The sequence below is a fragment of the Nitratireductor basaltis genome, from assembly GCF_000733725.1.
Taxonomy (GTDB): domain Bacteria; phylum Pseudomonadota; class Alphaproteobacteria; order Rhizobiales; family Rhizobiaceae; genus Chelativorans; species Chelativorans basaltis.
Window position 1 is genome coordinate 801,024 of record NZ_JMQM01000001.1, and the last position, 18,821, is coordinate 819,844.

The window sequence follows — 18,821 nt, forward strand, 5'->3', positions numbered from 1 at the left end:
GGTACTGCACTGATTTGCTAGCCCAGATCATGTGACCAATTCAACAATCGTTTGAGGCGTTTTCACGTCAGGCCGAGGAAGGGACATGACAAAACAGGAGCCACATACAATTCCCAACGAGCGCGGGCGCGATGCGCGCGCGCCGTCCCAGATCCCTCGTTCCGGCTGGAAGGATATTCTTTGGCGCGTATATGGGGAAATAGGTGATGACCGTGTGACGCTGGTAGCCGCGGGAGCCACCTTTTATCTGTTGCTTGCGCTGTTCCCTGCGCTTGCCGCTTTCGTGTCGATATATGGCTTCGTTGCCGATCCAAGCAGTGTGGCGGATCACATAGCCTTTCTGGGTGGGATGTTGCCGAGCGGAGGCCTGGATCTCATTCAGCAGCAACTCGACCGCTTGGCATCGCAGGACGCACAGGCGCTGTCCTTCGGCTTCGTCTTCGGCCTTCTGCTGGCGCTGTGGAGCGCAAATACGGGCATGAAGACGTTGTTCGAGGCGCTAAACATCGCCTATGACGAGGATGAGAAACGGGGCTTCATCATGCTGAACCTGATGAGCCTGATGTTCACGCTGGGTGGAATGCTGATCGGCATCTTCCTCATCGTCTCGGTGGGGGTAATTCCGGCCATTCTGGCCTTTGCAAATCTGGAAGGCGTGGCGGAGACGCTTATCCGGCTCCTGCGGTGGCCGCTGCTTTTCGTCGTCATTGCAGCCGGTATTTCCGTCATCTACCGGTATGGCCCCAGCCGCAGCCGCGCCGAATGGCGCTGGATCACCTGGGGTGGAGCAATCGCAACCATTGTCTGGGTTGCTGCATCAATCGGGTTCTCGTTCTACCTGCAGAACTTTGCAAATTATGATGCCACCTACGGTTCGCTCGGCGCGGTCATCGGTTTCATGATGTGGACCTGGCTGTCGGTGGTCATCCTGCTGATCGGTGCGGAGCTGAACTCCGAGATCGAGCATCAGACGATGCAGGACACCACTGTCGGGCCGGATGAGCCTATCGGGAAACGTGGGGCTGTCATGGCTGATACGGTAGGGGAATCCCGCGGCTGATGCCGCGGGAACGGTAAGTCAGTCGCCTGCGGGGCTTTCGCGATTGCCCTTCCCGAGATCTTCGCGGGCGCGGACATCCTTGTCGAGTTTCTCAAAGCTTTCGATAACGTCATCCGCCTCGCGCTTGGCGTCGGGCTGTGCGTGGCGCTGGTTGCGCACATTCGCCTGATCGTTGCCTTTCAGGTCATTGTCGCCCATTTTCCGATTTGCCAGATCAGTCTCGCGCAGCTCATCTGCCGGTTTGTCGAGGCCGCGTGCCTTGTTCTCCTGGTTCATGGTCTTTCTCCTGTGTTTAGACCCATGCTCAGGCAACGTCCCGCACGAGGCGGGGTTTCGCAGTCGGCCGATTTTTCTGCGTGTACGCTGGTTGTTTACGCATTGTGGTTGAGGAAGGGCGCCCATGCCCTAATATGCTGACGGGGCATTGCTTCCAGTCGCAACAGGGTGAATTCATGGCCGTAACTCCTAAAACGACTTCCAAGCCTACCGCACGCCGCAGTGCATCACGCAGGCCCGCAGCGCGCAGGAGTGGCGCGCCGGTGAACGCGTCCCATACCGGCGACCGCCCGGTTTACGTGGTGGATGGGTCGCGCACGCCGTTTCTGAGAGCCCGGGGTGAGCCGGGACCGTTCACACCTGTTGATCTTGCGGTGCAATGCGGTCGTCCGCTCCTGGCGCGCCAGCCCTTTGCGGCTGAAGCTTTCGACAGCGTCATCCTGGGCTGCGTGAATGTGATAGCGGATGAGATGAACCCAGCCCGCGTTGCCGCGCTCCGTCTCGGCATGGGCGCGGCCATGCCAGCCTTCACGGTGCAGATCAATTGCGGTTCGGGAATGCAATCCATCGACAGCGCATTTCGCACCATCGAGGCAGGCAAGGCCGATCTCATACTGGCTGGTGGAGCCGAAGCCCTTTCACATGCACCTCTCGTGCTTTCAAGAAAGGCTGCCGGGTGGTTCGGCCGTTTCGCGACGGCCAAGACCACCATGGACCGTGCAACGGCTGTCGGTGCGTTCAGGCCGGAGATGGCAAAGCCGGTTATCGGTCTTGAACGGGGACTGACGGATCCCATCACAGAACTGAATATGGGCCAGACGGCCGAGGTGATCGGCCATCTGTTCAATATCAGTCGCGAAGAGGCGGATGCCTATGCGCTGGAGAGCCATCAGCGTCTCGCGCATGCGCAGGCTGAAGGATATCTCGCGAATGAGGTCGAGCCGGCGGTGACGAAAGACGGGCGCTTGCTTGATCATGATGACGGGGTGCGCCCGGATAGTTCGATGGAAAAGCTGGCCAAACTCAAACCCGTCTTCGAGAAGCCCTATGGGAAAGTCACGCCTGGCAATTCCTCGCAGATAACCGACGGCGCGTCCTGGGTGATCCTCGCCTCGGAAGAGGCGGTCAGGAAATACAAGTTGAAGCCGCTTGCACGGATCGTTGACAGCGAGTGGTCGGGGCTGGATCCCTCGATCATGGGGCTCGGACCGACCCTGTGTTCGACTGCGCTCATGAAACGCCATGAACTGGCGCGTGAGAATATTGATCTATGGGAACTGAATGAAGCATTCGCCGCTCAGGTTCTGGCCTGCCTGGCAGCCTGGGACGATGCCGATTACTGCAGGGAAGTGCTTGGCCTGGAAGGACCTTTCGGCCGGATTGATCGCGACAAGCTCAATGTCGATGGCGGGGCGATCAGCCTCGGGCATCCGGTGGGAACAAGTGGCAACCGCATCGTGCTGCATCTGGTGAACGCCATGCGGCGGAAGAAACTCAAGCGAGGGATCGCCACCGAATGCATTGGCGGTGGTCTTGGCGGCGCAATGCTTCTGGAGGTGGTCTGATGTCTGTTTCTGAAGCGAAGGTCTGGGAGAAACTGAAGAGCCGCAATATCGAGCTGGGACCAGTCACCGATATCGCAGATGGCGAATACCGACACTGGAAGATCGCGCGCGATGCCGGCGATGTCGCCTGGCTGGTTCTCGATCGCGCAGGCGAGAGCGCCAACACACTTTCCGAAGAGGTCATGGAAGAACTGGGAGAGATCCTGGAGAACCTCGACAAGAAGCGCCCGAAGGCACTCGTGTTGCGCTCGGCCAAGCCCGGCGGCTTTGCGGCCGGTGCGGATATCCGTGACTTCAAGGGTGTTCGTGATGCACGCCAGATCGAAGAGCGCATGAAGGATGCTCACCGTATCCTGGACCGATTGGCCCATGCGTCCTATCCAACCCTGGCGATTGTTCATGGCCATTGTCTGGGCGGCGGTCTGGAGCTGGCGCTTGGTTGTGATCACCGCATTGCCATTGCCGGGGCAACCTTCGGTCTTCCCGAAGTGCTGCTGGGGCTACATCCCGGGCTTGGCGGCACCTATCGTTTGCCTGCGCTGATCGATCCGATCGAAGCCATGACCATGATGCTGACCGGCAAGACGGTGCATGATCGCAAGGCCAGGAAGCTTGGACTGGTCGAGGCAGTCATCGAAGAGCGCCATGTCGACAAGGCAGTCTCGGATTTCGCCGCCGGGGGCCTGAAGAAGCAGGACAGGAACACTGCAGGCTTTGCGAGCGGTTGGAAGGAGCGGCTGCTGGGGCTTGGGCCTGCGCGCGGGCTTGCGGCCAAACGCATGCGCGGGGAGGTGGAGAAGCGCGCCAGGCGCGAACATTATCCCGCGCCCTATGCCCTCATCGAATTGTGGGAACACGCTAATGGTGACATGGAGCGTGCGCAGAAAGCCGAGATACGCTCGTTTGCCGAGCAGTTGAGTGGAGAGACCGCCCAGAACCTGATCCGCGTCTTCTTCCTGCGGGAGAAGATGAAGTCCAAGGCCAAGGGGGAAAGCGACATCGCGCATGTCCATGTGATCGGGGCAGGGACAATGGGCGGCGACATCGCGACATGGTGCGCTGCGCGAGGCTTGAAGGTCACGCTCAGCGACCTGCAGCCGAAGGCGATCGCTGCCGCGGTTGGCCGCGCGTCCAAATTCTATGACAAGAAGCTCCATTCAGGTATTGCGCAGCGTGATGCGCTGGACCTGTTGATGCCCGACTTCAACGGCGTTGGTGTTTCCACGGCCGACATTGTCATCGAAGCCGTCGCGGAGAAGGTCGAAATCAAGAAGGCCCTTTATGCCGAGCTGGCAAGGAAGATGAAGCCGGGCGCCATATTGGCCACCAACACTTCCAGCATCCCGCTTGAAGACCTGCGGGAAAGCGCGCCATCGCCCGAGCGGTTCGTTGGGGTCCACTTCTTCAATCCGGTTACGCAGATGGAGCTTGTTGAGATCGTACGGCACGACCGGGTCTCCGACGAGACATTGGTGCGCGCACAGGCCTTTTGCGGTGACATTTCCCGTTTGCCTGCTCTGGTGAGAAGTGCTCCCGGCTTCCTGGTCAATCGCGCACTGTTTCCCTATCTTGCCGAAGCCTTTCTCCTTATTGACGAAGGTGTGGCGAAAGAGACGATCGACCGGGCGGCCGAACGGTTCGGAATGCCGATGGGGCCTGTGGAACTCGCAGATCGCGTGGGGCTCGACATATGTCTCGAAGTCGCGCGCATGCTGCGGGAGTCAGACCCGGAAAACACTTTGCCAGCGCCTCCCGCATGGCTTGAGAGGCATGTTCAAAGCGGCGAGACAGGCAGGAAAGCCGGTCGCGGTCTCTACAGCTATGATGAGAAGGGCAAGCCGAAAAAGCAGTCGTCTTCCGGTGACGACAGCGAGGATCTGTCAGCACTGGCGGACAGAATGGTGCTGCCCATGCTGAACACGCTGGTCGCCTGTCTTCGTGAAGGCGTAGTCGAAGACGAGGAAACGCTGGACGGCGCAATGATCTTCGGGACCGGCTTCGCACCCTTCAGGGGCGGGCCCCTGCACTATGCCCGCAAGCGGGGTGTTGCGGATATCAAAGCAGCGCTTTCCAAGCTGGAGGACAAGCACGGCCAACGGTTTGCGCCCGATGAAGGCTGGCAGCGGCTGGAAAACTGACCTCTGCAACAGACTGGCCGAGAAAAAGAAGGCCCGGCGGAAAATGCCGGGCCTTTTATTGTCGAGGATCAGCCGCCGACCGGGGTCCCGCCATTGGGGTGGAGAACCTGACCGGTCATGTATGACGAATCCTCGCAGGCAAGGAACAGCATGCATGGTGCGACCTCGTTGGGTTGACCCGGCCGGCCAAGAGGCGTGTTGGAGCCGAATTCCCTGACCTGCTCTGAGGGGAAAGATGCAGGGATAAGCGGCGTCCAGATGGGGCCCGGGGCAACGCCGTTCACCCGGATGCCCTTTGACGCAAGGCTGCCAGAAAGCGCACGGACCATGGCCAAGAGCGCTCCCTTCGTCGTTGCATAGTCCATCAGCACATCTTGCCCCTTATAGGCGGTTATCGACGTGGTGACGATGATGGATGCGCCTTCCTTCAGATGTGGCAGCACCGCCTGGGTCAGGTGAAAAGCGCCAAAGACATTCGTTTGATAGGTGCGGACGAACTGTTCTTCGGGAATGTTCTCGAACTCTTCCTGATAGTGCTGTTCGGCGGCATTGTTCATCAGGATGTCGATCTGACCGAATTTCTCCAGAACTTCATCGACGAAGGAAAAGACTGCCTTCCGGTCAGCAATGTCGCCTGATTTGGCATAGGCTTTGGCGCCTTCGGCTTCAATCAGCCGGACGGTCTCCTGCGCATCCTCGTGCTCATCGTGATAGAAGAACGCCACATTTGCACCTTCACGCGCGAAGAGAACGGCTGTCGCACGCCCAATTCCGGAATCTGCGCCTGAGATGACTGCAACCTTGCCTTTGAGCCTGTCCGATCCCCTGTAACGCGGTTCATAGTCCGGCTGGGGCTTCATTTCGTGCTCGTCGCCGGGCTGATGCTTTTGATGTTGTGCAGGCATGTGCTGGTTCATGTCGAGCCTCATTGGTTCGGGAGGAATTCGATGACTCAACACGGGGCAGGATGCAGAGTTCCATCAAGCTTGCGCCAAGCATGACGGGAACAATGCGGCTCGGCACACCATTGAGAATGACAGGATCGAAGGAGGTGACGATGCCAGCCCAATCCAAGGCTCAGCAGAAAGCTGCCGGTGCAGCACTGGCTGCCAAACGCGGCGACATGCCGAAGTCGAAGCTCAAGGGTGCCTCGAAGGACATGGAAGATTCCATGACCGAGAAGGAGCTCGAAGAGCTTGCGGAAACCGATCGCAAAGGTCTTCCAGACAAGAAAGACTGACCGGTACGGATATCAAGGAAGCCCGCAATATGCGGGCTTTCTATTCAATCCAGTGGCGGCGGCGAAATTTCGTGTTCGAGGGTGGCCAGGAAGTTGCTCAGCCAGTTGGCATTGTCGCGCTTTCTGATCCGCTCGAGCAGGGCGCGCTGGCGCTCCTGTCTCTCGTCCAGAGGCATTGTCAGCGCTCGGCAGAGATTCCGCGCCATGTCGTCGACATCGTAGGGGTTGACGATCAGGGCCTCGCGCAGGTCTTCCGCCGCACCTGCGAATTTCGAAAGGACGAGGACACCGGGATTGTCCATGGACTGCGCGGCAACATATTCCTTGGCGACCAGGTTCATACCGTCACGCAGCGGCGTGACGAAACCCACTTGGCTTGATCGGAAAAGTGCTGCCAGGGCGTCGCGTGGCACGGTGCCGTGGATGTAGTGAACCGGTGTCCAGTTGAAGTCGGCGAAACGCCCGTTGATCGCGCCGGACAGTGCTTCCAGCTCCGTTCGTATTTCAACATAGGCTTCAACTTCCTCACGCGTGGGCGTGGCGATCTGCATGAGCGCCACGGATTTGCGCATTTCGGGATAGAGCTCAAGCAGGCGCGCGAAAGCGCGAAGCCGGTCCGGCAATCCCTTGGAATAGTCGAGACGGTCCACACCGATGACCTGCCGGCGCCCCAGGATTTCGCGCCGCCGCGTCTCGATCAGCACTTCGTCATTGGGACGCTCGGCCATTTCGACGAAGGCATCCACGTCGATACCGATTGGATAGACGCCTGCGATCACTTCGCGGTCACCCCAGCGTACATGCCCCTCCGCACTCACTTCGGTGGACAGGTGCTGCTCGATATAATGCTGAAGATTGTTCAGGTCCGTCTGGCTTTGCAGACCGATCACATCGAACTGAAGAAGGCTTTCCACCAGCCATCGATGGCGGGGGACCGCCGACAGCATCTCCGGCGGGGGCAGCGGTATGTGCAGGAAGAAACCGATGCGTTGCTTGCAGCCGCGCTGGCGCAATTCCGCAGCCAGGGGGATGAGGTGATAGTCATGGATCCAGATCAGGTCGTCTTCGTGGAGTGATGACATCAGCGCATCGGCGAAACGGGCATTTACCCGCCGATAGCCCTCCAGATAGTCCGTTTTGTATTCGACCAGGTCGAGACGGTAGTGGAAGAGCGGCCAAAGCACGCTGTTTGAGAAACCGAGATAATATTCCTCATAATCCCGACGGGTCAGCGGCAGGGTGATCTGCGTGACATCACCGACCTGTTTGGACTGAGGTTCAAGATTCTCATCGCTGTTGGCGGTCTGGCCGTCCCAGCCGAGCCAAACACCACCACGCTGACGCAGCGAGTCGGCCAGTCCGACAGCGAGCCCTCCCGACTGCGACGTCTTAGTCAGGTCTGCAACGCGGTTCGATATGACTACAAGTCTTTTCAAACCACAGACTCCCAGGGTGCGGACAGGCGCCGCGCGCCATTGATGATGCCAACCATGGAGTAGGTCTGAGGATAGTTGCCCCACATTTCTCCGGTAATCGGATGGGTGTCTTCCGAAAGCATGCCGAGGGGGTTGCGCGTCTTCAGAAGGGTTTCGAACAACTCACGTGCCTCATCCTTGCGACCGATGCGGGCGAGAGCGTCGAGACGCCAGAAGGCGCAGATATTGAACGAGACCTCGGGCTTTCCGAAATCGTCTGCCGCCTCATAGCGCAACATGTAAGGACCGTCGGAAAGGTGCTTTTCCAATTGGCCGACGGTGCTGACATAGCGCGGATCCTTGGGATCTATAAAGCCGACTTCGGTCATCAGCAGCACGCTTGCGTCGAGGGTTTCACCGCCAAAGCTTTCGACGAATGCCTGGCGCTTCTCAGACCACGCCTCTTGCAGGATACGGGCCTTGATCTCGTCCGCCCTGTCTCGCCAATACCGAACACGAGAAGTCTCTCCAATGCGATGGGCGATATGCGCCAAGCGATCACAAGCTGCCCAGCACATCAGGCTGGACGAGGTGTGAACGCGTGAGCGGGAGCGCAGTTCCCACATCCCGGCATCGGGTGCGTTGTGAAGCTTGTATGCCTGCTCGCCGGCCTGTTCCAGCAGGCGGAAATCGGTCAGGCTTGGCTGCATGCGAATGCGCTGGTCGAAGAATATCTGCGCAGCACCAAGGATCACATTGCCATAGACATCGTGCTGGTAGTGCTCGTGGGCCTGATTGCCCAGCCGCACCGGGCCCATTCCACGATACCCGGCGAAATTCTCCTGTATGCTTTCGACGAGATCGGCTTCGCGTCCAACACCGAAAACGGGCTGGAGATGGCCGCCATCGGCATCCGCCACGATATCCATCAGATAGCGGAAATAGTTCTCCATCGTCTGGACCGTGCCCAGACTGTTGAGCGCGCGGACCACGAAGAAAGCGTCGCGAAGCCAGCAGAAGCGGTAGTCCCAGTTGCGACCGCTGTCTGGCGCTTCGGGGATGGAGGTCGTCATTGCAGCAATGATCGCGCCGGTCGGCTCATAGGTGCACAGCTTGAGCGTGATTGCCGCGCGAATGACGGCTTCCTGCCATTCGAAGGGCAGGGAGAGGCCCGTGACCCAACTGTGCCAGTAATTGGCAGTGCGATCGCGGAACTCGCGTGCAGTCTCGCTTACATCGCCGTCGAGCGTCTCATCCGGGCCCAGCACGAAGGAGAGGGGGCTGGAAAGATTGAAGCAGGTTTCGTCCAGGACATAGTCGATCGGCGCATTGGTCGTCAGGCGCAGCGTCAGTTCCGGACCGGTATAGCGGATATGGTTCGAGCCACGCGTCATCTGGGGGCGCACGGTGCCATGCGCGAAGGTCGGGCGCAGACGCACCGAGATGCGTGGGGTGCCGGAAAGCGGACGGACCTGACGCACCAGGGTCTGCGGGCGGAACATCCGGTCACGCCAGAAAAAGCGCGGCGCGAAATCCACGATTTCCAGCGAACCGGAAGCCCCGTGCAGGCGGGTGATCAGGATCGCGGTATTCGGATCGTAATGCTGTTCCGTCTCGGCAAGGTCTTCAAGCTGGATCGAGAAAAGGCCTTCGTCCGGTTCGTCTTCTCCACTGATGAGCGAATTGAAGACCGGATCGCCATCGAAACGCGGCAAGCAGCACCAGACGATGCGGCCCTTCGGGTCAATCAATGCGGAGAAGGTGCAGTTTCCCACTGCGCCGAGATCGAGTGTCGACATATATTGCACCTATGTAGTCAGTTGTTGCGTTCGAACATGCCGGCCAGCGAATCCAGCCAGCTTCTGAAACTTTCGGTGCTGTCGGCCCGATAGGCCGCAGCGGTCTTGCCATCGCCGATCTTGATGGAGACGCCCCTGTCACCGGCAATGGCAACAAATGCATCTTCGTCCGTGACGTCATCCCCGGCGAAAAGTGGAATGCGTCCCGTGAAAGGGTGTTCCTTGAGAAATGCCTTCAGTGCATCGGCCTTGGTGGCCTTGCCCGCCTTGATCTCAATGACCTTCTTGCCATTGAGAATATGCAATCCGGCATGTCCGTTGACTGCTTCATGCACCGCAGTCTTCGATGCGGATTCAAGTTCCGGCCGTTTTCGGTAATGCAGCGCGATTGAACCCTGCTTGTGTTCGATAAAAATGCCTTCGTTCCTGTCGCGAAAGCGCTCCAGGTGATCTGCCACGTATTCCAGCGCCTTCTCGTCAGTAGGCACCGAAGTCATGGAGCCATCGGCTCCTCGACGTTCCAGTCCATGCACTCCGGCGATGGGGAGGTTCAATGGAAACAGGAAATAATCGATCTCGGAAATCGGCCGTCCAGTAACAATCGCGACCGCTCCACCAGTGATCTTTTCAAGGCGTGCGAGAGCCTCGATCGTCTGCCTCGGGACAGCGACGGCTGCGGGGTCTTCTGCGATATCAGCGAGCGTCCCGTCGAAATCCAGAAAGATCGCGACTTCAAGGGGATGCAGGGCGTTTTTATCGAGCTTTGCGAGTGGTTCTGGTGTGCCAGCCATATTGTTGCGAGAAATGAGCGGAATCATGAAGCCTTGGGAGGGCTCTCACAAGCTAGGACATGGTCCCCCAAATGTGAAGGAAGGCACCGGGAATAACCGGATTTAATTCGAGAAAGGCTCGCCTCATGCGAAAATCCGCCCTCACGATGATGTCTGCGGCCGTGGTGATTTGCGGTGCCGTGCCCGCTCTTGCGCAATCCGGGCGCACCGACAGCCGGGCTTTGTCCTGTGCGCAGGCGCGGGCTACTGTCGCCGCCAATGGTTCGATTGTTCTTGGCACGGGGCGTCATACATATGACCGCTATGTCGCCAATGAGCGATTTTGCCCTCCGCACCAGATGGCGAAGCGGGCGACAGTGCCCACGCGCGACAGTGCCGCCTGCCTTGTCGGCTACAGATGCGTTCTGAATACAGAACGTGAAGACCGCCGGTGGTGGCTCCGGCGGCGTTGATCATTCCGCCGCTACGGTGCCGGCGCTGCGCTGGAGAATGTAGCGGCGGAGCCTTAGCGCGGCCTCCCGCAGGATCTCGTCATCCTGGCACATGGAGATGCGTACATGGCCTTCCGCCGAGGCGCCAAAGCTGGTGCCGGGCATGATGGCGACATTCTCGTCGTTCAGCAGGCCCCAGGCAAAAGCTTCGCAGTCCGGCTCGATCGCGGAGATGTCGAGCATGACATACATGCCGCCGTCAACGCCGCGCTGGACGATGCCGTTGAGACCGGCGATCTCGTCCAGGAAAACCCTGCGTCGTTTCGCGTAGCGTTCGGCAATCTGGGAAACACCGTGCTTTTCTTCGACAGCGATGGCCGCCGCGCGCGAGACGAAATCCGCCAGGCCGTAGCTTGAAACGAGGTTGAGGCTGATGAGTGCCCTGATCATCTCGGAAGGGCCCGTCAACCAGCCCACGCGCCATCCGGTCATGCCGTGGCTTTTGGAGAGCGAATTGATGACCAGCGTTCGTTCCTTCATCCCCGGCAGGCTGCGCGGCGACAGGTGGCTGCCTGGCGTGTTGATGGTCCAATAGACCTCGTCGGAGACGAGCCAGAGGTCATGCTCGATGCAAAGCTCGCTGATGGCTTCGAGCGTCTTGCGCGAATAAACCGCGCCTGTGGGATTGTTCGGCGAATTGATCAGGATCATCCGCGTTTCCGGCTGGATCGCTGAGGCGATCTTGTCGGGGTCCGGCTCGAAATCGCGCTCTGCCTCTGCCGCTATCTCCGTAAAGCTTGCGCTGGCGGCACGGATGGTGCCGGGATAGGTTGCGTAGTAGGGCGAAACTATGATGGCGTGATCGCCTGCGTCCAACGTGGCCTGGCAGGCAGCGAAGAGTGCGCCCTGACCACCTTGCGTTACGATGACCTCCTGCTCCAGCGTATCAATGCCGGTCGCTTCCGTGGAGAGCTTCGCAAGCGCGCTGCGCAGGCGGGGCAGGCCGGGGAGCTGGATGTAGTGGTGATAACCGGAACGCACGGCGTCAACTGCCGCTTCAACGGTGCCTTCGGGTGTGTCGAAATCATGATCGCCGATGGAGAGCATGAGGATCTCTTCACCGGCCAGCTTGCGCTGCATGGCCGCGAAATGAACTTCCCAACCATCCTTGCCCTGAGCGGTAATGCCGCTGACGCGTTTTGAGGGGTGAGGCATGTGAGTGCGCCTTCAGTGTAATTTGTTTCTGACAGAGGGGGTCTACCAGCACGCGCCTTCTGTCAAGCGATTGGCGCCGATGCTCGCTCCCGCCATGTTCGTTTCAGCAGCCTGCAGGTGCCGAGATCCAGAGGACCGTTGCCGGTATGGCGTCCAGGTTGCGCCAGGAAGCTTCCCCCTCGTTCACGGTGAAGCTGTCACCCACTTCAAGCAGGTTTTGCCCCCCGGCATGCGTGAATTCCACGCGACCAACAAGTATCTGCCCCGCATCCTCGCCACGGCGATCTGCAGGCCGTGACCAGCAGGCGCCCGGGTCGATCACGGTTCTGGTCATGGAAAAGCTGCCGCCCAGATCGGGTGAAACCAATTCCCTGCTGACGCCCGGGCTTTCCACTTTCAGGTTCCGGCCCGCTCCCAGGCGAACCACGCCTGGCAGATCCTGCCTGTCTTCCTGGACGGGTTGAAAGAAGAAGCTTACCGGCACCCTGAAATGGCCGGCGAGCAAACGCAGATCTGCCAGTGTGGGCAGGGATATGCCACGCTCAACCTGGCTCAGCCATCCAACCGAACGCCCGAGTTTCTGCGAAAGCCCTGCAAGCGTCAGCCCGTTCGACTTTCGCAGACGCCGGATGTCCTCGGCCAGCAAACGCATGGCGCGCATCTTCAAGTCCTGCGTGTTTGTGCGATCGTTGAGCATTTGTCTGCGTCGAATTTCCTCTGGAAATTATTCAGACCGGCGGCTATGAAAAAATCAAGCTGAATTTCACGGGCCGGCGCTTCAAGTGTCCGGCCATTATCTTTTGTCCAAGAACGACGATCCGAACGGGAAGGGAACATGTTGGCTCCGGATAAAAACGGGAAATATTCCGACATCGCCCAAACGGTTGACGAAGCGCTTCTCACGCGCCGCTCCGTGCGCGCGTTCCTGCCGGATCCCGTTGATGACGAGACCATACGCGACATTCTGAAACTCGCTTCGCGCGCGCCGTCAGGCACGAACATGCAGCCCTGGAAGGTTTTCGTTGCAACGGGTGAGGTCAAGCAGAAGATTGCGGACGCCATCCTTTCATCGGGCATTCGCCCGGAGAAGGTAGAGTGGGACGAGTATCACTACTATCCGGACAAATTCTTCGAACCCTATCTCTCGCGCCGTCGCGCCGTCGGCTTCGCGCTTTACAGCCTGCTTGGTATCGGGCGCCGCGAGGTTGAGCGCATGCGTGCCCAGCATGACCGCAATTTCACCTTCTTCGACGCGCCTGTCGGACTGATCTTCACGATTGACCGTCGTTTGAACAAGGGCTCGTGGATCGACCATGGCATGTTCCTGCAGTCCATCATGCTCGCCGCGCGGGCGCGGGGTCTGCACACCTGCCCACAGGCCGCTTTCGCGCCCTATCACCGGCTGATCCGGCCGATCCTCAACATTCCGGATGAGGAGATCGTGGTCTGCGGCATGGCTCTTGGCTATGAAGACAGCTCGAAGCCGGAAAACAGCCTGCGAAGCGAACGGGCTCCGCTCGAGGAATTCGTGACTTTCGTAAAATAGGAAAAGAAGGTCAGCGCATTACGAAAGCTTAATCTGGCGGCAAGAGGGCTGTAATCTGCCGGATGCCACTCTGAGCATGTTCAAGACGTCGTAGACCCCCCGACGACGCATGCAAGGAGACTACCTCATGTTTCGCAAGATTATACTTTCCGCCCTCGCTTTATCCCTTCTCGCCGGCACTGCGGCGGTTCACGCCCAGGACAATTCCCCGGCAACACCAGAGGCTTCATCCAGCCGAGAAGCTGGGGCCACCCCGCGGCAAGGCCGGATGCTTCAGCGTCTGGATACCAACAATGACGGGCAGGTTTCCGCTGAGGAATTTGCCGCCCGTCATACGGGTCGCCTGTCCGAAGTCGACGCAAACGGTGATGGCGAACTTTCGAAAGAAGAACTCGCAGATCATCTGATGCGTCGCGCTTTCGAGCGGCGCGCCGAACGGCTGGCCAAACGTCTCGACATCAATGGAGACGACACCGTGACGCTGGAAGAGATCGAAGGCCATCAGGCCAAGCGCTTCGCCTTGGCGGATCGCAACGATGACGGCGTGCTTGACCAGGACGAGCTACGCAAATTCGCGGGCGAGCGCGGCATGCACAAGGGCAAGCGTCATGGCGGCCACATGGAGCATGGCGAGAAAGGCGGCCGTGAGGGCATGCGTCATCACATGCGCAAGGTGCACGACGGTCAGGACCGGAAGCCCGTGACGCCACGTGCGGCACCTGCAGAATAAACGCCGCATTTTCTCGTGACTTCGATCAGGGCCCGGCGCAATGCCGGGCCTTTTTCATGCCAAGAAGTCTGCTAAGGCTGTTTTGACGAAGCTGATTGAATGTTACCTGATGTTCCTGGTGCTGACAGGAAGGACACGAATCAATCGTGAGAAGACAGACGCGAGTTTTGAGAGCGGTTCGAGTTGCTTTATTGAAGCCGGTTTCCATTGTCTTTTTTCTCCTGTTTCTTTCGCTGGGCGCTCTGGCGCAAAGCGAACTGGTGCAGCAGCAGCAAAACGAAATCGCGGATATCAATGAGGAGACCGAATCTCTCTCGGAAAAGGTCTCCAGCGAAGACGTTGATGACGCAGAACTTGTAGCAGCGCGGCTGGAACTGGAGCGGCTGTCGCGGGAGCTGTTGCAGAGCGGGGTTGCCTTCCGACCGAGGCTCACCGAGATCAATGATCGTCTCGACCAGCTGGGTCCGGCTCGCGGCGAGGGCGAGCCGCCAGAACCCGAGATCGTCGTGCAGGAGCGTCAGAGGCTGCTCGACGAGAAAGCCACGATCAATGCGATGATCGGTGAGGCGGAGACGCTTTCGGTGCGTATTGGCCGGCTGATCGACCAGGTTGCGCAAAAGCGGCGCGAGCTCTTCACCAATGCGCTTTCAAGGCGTTTCGATATCTCAGCGGCTTTCGGACCGGAGGTCGCAAAAGAGTTCACCGGCGACATCGAGCGCCTTTATAATTCCGTTTCTTCGTGGCTGAACTATGTGGTGCAGGTGAAGCTGAGGGCCGCTCTTCTGGCTGCAGGTGCTTCACTTATCTGCGCATTGGCCTTGCTGATGGGCGGCCGACGCTATTTCAGCGACCTCATTGCGCCCGACATAGAAAATGATGACCCGTCATATCTTGCCCGGCTTTCGGTCGCGCTCTGGTCGACCTTGCTGCCGTCAGCTGCCTTGGGCATTTTCCTGGCGCTGACATATCTCCTGTTCGATACGTTCAATGTGCTGCGCGAAGATATAGCCCAGCTGCTTGCGACGCTCTTCATCGTCATCGGTACGGTATTCTTCGTCTATCGTCTCACGCGCTCTGCGCTTGCACCGCACAGGGCTAATTGGCGACTTCTGCCGATAGAGTGCAGCGCATCTTCACGGCTTTGCTGGCTTATTGCCGCCATGGCGGGGGTCACAGCCTTCGATTATTTCATGGGCCAGGTCTATTCGGTGATCGGCTCGCAGCTTTCATTGACCGTGGCGACGAGTTTGGGCGCAACGGTCGCAGTCGGCGTGCTTCTCATCCTTATCGGCATGGTCAAACCTTTTCCGCCGGAAGAGGAGGGTGATAAGCCGCGTCCCTGGCCGCTGGCATTCAGGCTGCCGATCTTCCTGTTCGGTATCGCAACCATCCTGGCGGCGATCTTCGGCTATATCGGCTTTGCACGCTTCCTGTCGCAGCAGGTTGTGGTGACGGGTGCCATTCTGGCCACGATGTATATCGGCTTCCTGACGTCCGGTGCGATTGCCGGCGAGGGCGCTTTTGGTCGTTCCCGCATAGGGCACATGATGGGGGAGCGCCTCGGGCTGGATGAAGGCGTGCTTGATCAGTTGGGACTGGTCGCTGGTCTTGGTATCAATGTGCTTGTCGTGCTTATCGGTGCGCCGATGATCCTGTTGCAGTGGGGTTTCCACTTCGCGGATCTGACGACCTGGACCTATGGCATCGCCAACGAAATCCGCATCGGCTCGATCTCTTTTTCGATCATAGGCATCCTGACGGGCATCGTGGTGCTGGTGCTCGGCTATTTCATCACGCGCTGGTTCCAGGCATGGCTTGACGGTTCTGTCATGTCGCGCAGCCGCATGGATACCGGTGTGCGCAACTCCATTCGCACAGCCGTTGGCTATGTGGGCATCGCCATTGCAGCCCTGATCGGCATCTCTGCCGCGGGTATCGACCTTTCGAACCTGGCGCTTGTTGCCGGTGCGCTTTCCCTGGGTATCGGTTTCGGCCTGCAGAACATCGTCTCGAATTTCGTGTCGGGGCTCATTCTGCTGGTCGAGCGTCCGTTCAAGGCGGGTGACTGGATCGTGGCCGGTGCCGTGTCCGGCACGGTAAAGAAGATATCGGTGCGCGCGACCGAAATCGAAACCTTCCAAAGGCAGACGGTCATCCTGCCAAACTCTGAACTCATCAATGCTGCGGTCGGGAACTGGACGCACAAGAACAGTCTTGGCCGGCTGGAGATACCGATCGGAGTTGCATACGGCTCTGACGTGCGTCGGGTGCACGAGATATTGATGGGTATTGCGAAATCGCATCCGCTGGTGCTCAAGAATCCCGAGCCCTTCGTTCATTTCGCGAATTTCGGTGATTCATCACTCGACTTCGAGGTGCGGGTCTATCTTGCCGATATCCTGCGCCAGCTCGAGGTGCAAAACGATATCCGCTTCGCCATTATCGAGGCCTTCGAGAAGGAAGGTATCGAGATTCCGTTCCCGCAGCGCGATCTTCATTTGCGTGGAGGTTTTGTCGTCGCGCCCAAGGAAGATGCCGCGCATGAAAAGACAACGGATCGCAACGGCCAGGAGAACGGTTGATAGCGATTGCGGCAACGTTCAGTTGCCGTTCACAATGCCATGGCTATAACGGGGCGCAAGTAAGACGGTCATTGTCTGATCGTCGTTGAACAGAGGCGGTGGCGACACCGAAGTGCATGATGAAAAAGCTTGTTCTTGCTCTTGTGGGTGTCACCCTGGCCGTTCCCGCAGCTTCTGCTGCCAGTATCGTCAATCGCGATGAAGAGACCCATACGATCACGGTGACGGAGAATGGTGATCAGGCGCGTCTCAGCGTGTCCAAGGACGAGACTGTTCAGTTTTGCAACGATGGCTGCTTCGTGACCATGCCGAACGGCGACCGGGAGGTTCTCACCGGTTCTGAAACCATCGAGATCGAACAGGGGCGCGGCCGGATCCGGTAGGGCTTTGCGAGCAGAGATGTTTTGACATGGATGATGCCGGACAGAAATGTCCGGCATTTTTGTTTGCGCGTTATGCGGGTGTTAACGCTAAACCGCGTTTCGGTCGCCACCACGAATGCTTTGCGATCCTCGTATACCATTCGCCAAGAGGTTGAGTGTAATTCCCCTGCAGGAGGGCGCGTTCTTCGCCCGTGGGAGCATCAGGGGGCTTACAATATGGATGTGCGGTCTGAGCGCAATTCCGTACCACTTGCGGTCGATCTCGACGGCACGCTCATTGCGACCGATCTTCTGTGGGAGACGCTCTTCCTGCTGATCCGTCAGCAGCCTCACTGCGTGTTTCTCCTGCCGATCTGGCTGCTGAAAGGCAAGGCGCACTTCAAGTGCAAGATCGCCGAGCGAGTGAATTTCGAACCTTCGAGTTTGCCGTACCGCACCGAGCTGCTGACACGCCTGCAGGTGCAGAAAGGCGAGGGGCGGGAGATCGTGCTTGCGACGGCCTCCCCACGAAAGCTCGCAGAAGCAATCGCTGCATATCTGGGCGTGTTCGACCGGGTCCTGTGCACTGATCCACATTGCAACATGGCCTCCCAGACCAAGCGGCAGGCACTGGTCGATCTTTATGGAGACGGGGGGTTCGACTATGCCGGGAACAGCCGCGCGGATATACGAGTTTTCGATGCGGCTCGAAACTCGATCGTCGTTGCGCCGGACAAGGCAGCGTCGCGCTGGCACGGAACCCATGGCGGCGAGCTGATCGAAGGGCCCAAAGTGGGCCTCAAGGTCATCGCAAAGATGCTGCGCGTGCATCAATGGCTCAAGAACGCGCTGATTTTTGTGCCAATCATACTGGCGCATCAATACACGAACATTCCGGTGCTCGTTGAGGGAATGCTCGCCTTCATCGCTTTCAGCGCAGTGGCATCCTCAATCTACATTCTCAACGACCTGTTCGATCTGGCGCTTGATCGTGCTCACTCGACGAAGAAGAACCGTCCGTTTGCCAGCGGCGCACTTTCCATACCTTTCGGCCTTGCATGCATGGCGGTGCTTCTGGGTATCGGCGCGCTCGTGGCCGCGTTTCTGCCGCCGCTTTTTGGCGGGGTGATGCTGCTCTATCTCGTGGCAACGACTGTCTATTCGATAACCGTCAAGCGCATGCTGTTGGGTGACGTTCTGACGCTGGCGGGGCTCTACACGCTGCGCATACTCGCGGGCTGTGCAGCCACGGGGATATCCGTTTCGTTCTGGCTTCTGACCTTCTCCATGTTCTTTTTTCTCTCGCTGGCCCTGGTGAAGCGGTTCGTCGAACTGCGTTCGTCCGAGGTCTCGGTGGGAGAGCGGGTCGCCGGGCGCGGATATCGCTGCGAGGACCAGGATATCGTGGCGCAGGCTGGCATGGCATCGGCATTCTCGGCCGCACTGGTCCTTGCACTCTACATTCAAAGCGACGTGACGGACGAGATGTATCGCTATCCCTGGCTCATCTGGCCGCTGGGCCCGATCGTCCTCTACATCACCATGAGGATCTGGATACTGGCTCGCCGCGACGAGATGCATGACGATCCGATCGTCTTCATCATTCGTGACTGGCGCAGTCAGGCTGTCGCGGCATTCGGTGCCGTCCTCCTGCTCATTGCGGGACTGTGA

16 protein-coding genes are annotated in these 18,821 nt (G+C 58.9%); 9 read left to right on the forward strand and 7 right to left on the reverse strand.

Annotation, left to right across the window (positions count from 1 at the left end):
* Positions 1-85 precede the first annotated feature (85 nt).
* Entirely contained in the window at positions 86-1,060 is a 975-nt protein-coding gene (locus EL18_RS03795; RefSeq protein ID WP_036479936.1) for a YihY/virulence factor BrkB family protein, read from the forward strand.
* A gap of 18 nt (positions 1,061-1,078) precedes the next feature.
* On the opposite strand, the gene EL18_RS03800 is transcribed toward EL18_RS03795, so the two are convergent.
* Positions 1,079-1,336, reverse strand: a complete 258-nt coding sequence (locus tag EL18_RS03800) for a hypothetical protein (protein WP_036479940.1) — start codon at positions 1,334-1,336, stop codon at positions 1,079-1,081.
* 176 nt (positions 1,337-1,512) lie between these two features.
* Here EL18_RS03800 and EL18_RS03805 point away from each other — a divergent pair, with 176 nt between their 5' ends.
* Both EL18_RS03805 and EL18_RS03810 read left to right on the forward strand, forming a co-directional pair.
* Complete coding sequence (locus EL18_RS03805) at positions 1,513-2,901, forward strand: acetyl-CoA C-acetyltransferase (protein WP_081871193.1); 1,389 nt, start codon at positions 1,513-1,515, stop codon at positions 2,899-2,901.
* Positions 2,901-5,039, forward strand: coding sequence for a 3-hydroxyacyl-CoA dehydrogenase NAD-binding domain-containing protein (locus tag EL18_RS03810; protein WP_036479947.1), 2,139 nt, complete (start codon positions 2,901-2,903; stop codon positions 5,037-5,039). Before EL18_RS03805 ends, EL18_RS03810 begins: the two co-directional genes overlap by 1 nt.
* A gap of 68 nt (positions 5,040-5,107) precedes the next feature.
* Here the strand turns inward: EL18_RS03810 and EL18_RS03815 are convergent, their stop codons facing one another.
* Positions 5,108-5,956, reverse strand: coding sequence for an SDR family oxidoreductase (locus EL18_RS03815; RefSeq protein WP_036479949.1), 849 nt, complete (start codon positions 5,954-5,956; stop codon positions 5,108-5,110).
* A 140-nt stretch (positions 5,957-6,096) separates the two neighbouring features.
* Here EL18_RS03815 and EL18_RS03820 point away from each other — a divergent pair, with 140 nt between their 5' ends.
* Positions 6,097-6,279 (forward strand): DUF3008 family protein, encoded by a 183-nt coding sequence (locus tag EL18_RS03820; protein ID WP_036483913.1) that lies wholly within the window; start codon positions 6,097-6,099, stop codon positions 6,277-6,279.
* Between the two features lie 44 nt (positions 6,280-6,323).
* Here the strand turns inward: EL18_RS03820 and EL18_RS03825 are convergent, their stop codons facing one another.
* From EL18_RS03825 to EL18_RS03850, 5 genes are all read right to left on the reverse strand, one after another.
* On the reverse strand, positions 6,324-7,715 hold the full coding sequence (locus tag EL18_RS03825; RefSeq protein WP_036479952.1) for an alpha,alpha-trehalose-phosphate synthase (UDP-forming): 1,392 nt from the start codon (positions 7,713-7,715) through the stop codon (positions 6,324-6,326).
* Complete coding sequence (locus tag EL18_RS03830; RefSeq protein WP_036479956.1) at positions 7,712-9,493, reverse strand: glycoside hydrolase family 15 protein; 1,782 nt, start codon at positions 9,491-9,493, stop codon at positions 7,712-7,714. The genes EL18_RS03825 and EL18_RS03830 overlap by 4 nt, the downstream gene beginning before the upstream one ends.
* Positions 9,494-9,510: 17 nt before the next feature.
* Complete coding sequence (otsB, locus tag EL18_RS03835) at positions 9,511-10,284, reverse strand: trehalose-phosphatase (RefSeq protein WP_161781967.1); 774 nt, start codon at positions 10,282-10,284, stop codon at positions 9,511-9,513.
* Between the two features lie 452 nt (positions 10,285-10,736).
* Entirely contained in the window at positions 10,737-11,930 is a 1,194-nt protein-coding gene (locus EL18_RS03845; protein WP_036479959.1) for a pyridoxal phosphate-dependent aminotransferase, read from the reverse strand.
* A gap of 103 nt (positions 11,931-12,033) precedes the next feature.
* Positions 12,034-12,627: a helix-turn-helix domain-containing protein gene (locus EL18_RS03850; protein WP_051913746.1), complete on the reverse strand. Its 594-nt coding sequence runs from the start codon at positions 12,625-12,627 to the stop codon at positions 12,034-12,036.
* Between the two features lie 138 nt (positions 12,628-12,765).
* Here EL18_RS03850 and EL18_RS03855 point away from each other — a divergent pair, with 138 nt between their 5' ends.
* The 5 genes from EL18_RS03855 (at position 12,766) to EL18_RS03875 (ending at position 18,821) form a co-directional block, all read left to right on the forward strand.
* Complete coding sequence (locus EL18_RS03855; RefSeq protein ID WP_036479962.1) at positions 12,766-13,476, forward strand: nitroreductase; 711 nt, start codon at positions 12,766-12,768, stop codon at positions 13,474-13,476.
* 127 nt (positions 13,477-13,603) lie between these two features.
* Positions 13,604-14,206, forward strand: coding sequence for an EF-hand domain-containing protein (locus EL18_RS03860; RefSeq protein ID WP_161781968.1), 603 nt, complete (start codon positions 13,604-13,606; stop codon positions 14,204-14,206).
* Between the two features lie 191 nt (positions 14,207-14,397).
* The gene (locus tag EL18_RS03865; RefSeq protein WP_051913749.1) at positions 14,398-16,788 is read left to right on the forward strand and encodes a mechanosensitive ion channel family protein; all 2,391 of its coding nucleotides are present in this window, start codon (positions 14,398-14,400) and stop codon (positions 16,786-16,788) included.
* 119 nt (positions 16,789-16,907) lie between these two features.
* The gene (locus EL18_RS03870; RefSeq protein ID WP_036483930.1) at positions 16,908-17,171 is read left to right on the forward strand and encodes a hypothetical protein; all 264 of its coding nucleotides are present in this window, start codon (positions 16,908-16,910) and stop codon (positions 17,169-17,171) included.
* Positions 17,172-17,387: 216 nt separating this feature from the next.
* On the forward strand, positions 17,388-18,821 hold the full coding sequence (locus EL18_RS03875; RefSeq protein ID WP_036479965.1) for a UbiA family prenyltransferase: 1,434 nt from the start codon (positions 17,388-17,390) through the stop codon (positions 18,819-18,821).

Coding starts and splice junctions, on each gene's coding strand:
- EL18_RS03820 (WP_036483913.1), top strand. CDS start 6,097: ATGCCAGCCCAATCCAAGGCTCAGCAGAAAGCTGCCGGTGCAGCACTG.
- EL18_RS03850 (WP_051913746.1), bottom strand. CDS start 12,627: ATGCTCAACGATCGCACAAACACGCAGGACTTGAAGATGCGCGCCATG.
- EL18_RS03870 (WP_036483930.1), top strand. CDS start 16,908: ATGAAAAAGCTTGTTCTTGCTCTTGTGGGTGTCACCCTGGCCGTTCCC.
- EL18_RS03875 (WP_036479965.1), top strand. CDS start 17,388: ATGGATGTGCGGTCTGAGCGCAATTCCGTACCACTTGCGGTCGATCTC.
- EL18_RS03830 (WP_036479956.1), bottom strand. CDS start 9,493: ATGTCGACACTCGATCTCGGCGCAGTGGGAAACTGCACCTTCTCCGCA.
- EL18_RS03845 (WP_036479959.1), bottom strand. CDS start 11,930: ATGCCTCACCCCTCAAAACGCGTCAGCGGCATTACCGCTCAGGGCAAG.
- otsB (WP_161781967.1), bottom strand. CDS start 10,284: ATGGCTGGCACACCAGAACCACTCGCAAAGCTCGATAAAAACGCCCTG.
- EL18_RS03795 (WP_036479936.1), top strand. CDS start 86: ATGACAAAACAGGAGCCACATACAATTCCCAACGAGCGCGGGCGCGAT.
- EL18_RS03860 (WP_161781968.1), top strand. CDS start 13,604: ATGTTTCGCAAGATTATACTTTCCGCCCTCGCTTTATCCCTTCTCGCC.
- EL18_RS03805 (WP_081871193.1), top strand. CDS start 1,513: ATGGCCGTAACTCCTAAAACGACTTCCAAGCCTACCGCACGCCGCAGT.
- EL18_RS03855 (WP_036479962.1), top strand. CDS start 12,766: ATGTTGGCTCCGGATAAAAACGGGAAATATTCCGACATCGCCCAAACG.
- EL18_RS03800 (WP_036479940.1), bottom strand. CDS start 1,336: ATGAACCAGGAGAACAAGGCACGCGGCCTCGACAAACCGGCAGATGAG.
- EL18_RS03815 (WP_036479949.1), bottom strand. CDS start 5,956: ATGAACCAGCACATGCCTGCACAACATCAAAAGCATCAGCCCGGCGAC.
- EL18_RS03810 (WP_036479947.1), top strand. CDS start 2,901: ATGTCTGTTTCTGAAGCGAAGGTCTGGGAGAAACTGAAGAGCCGCAAT.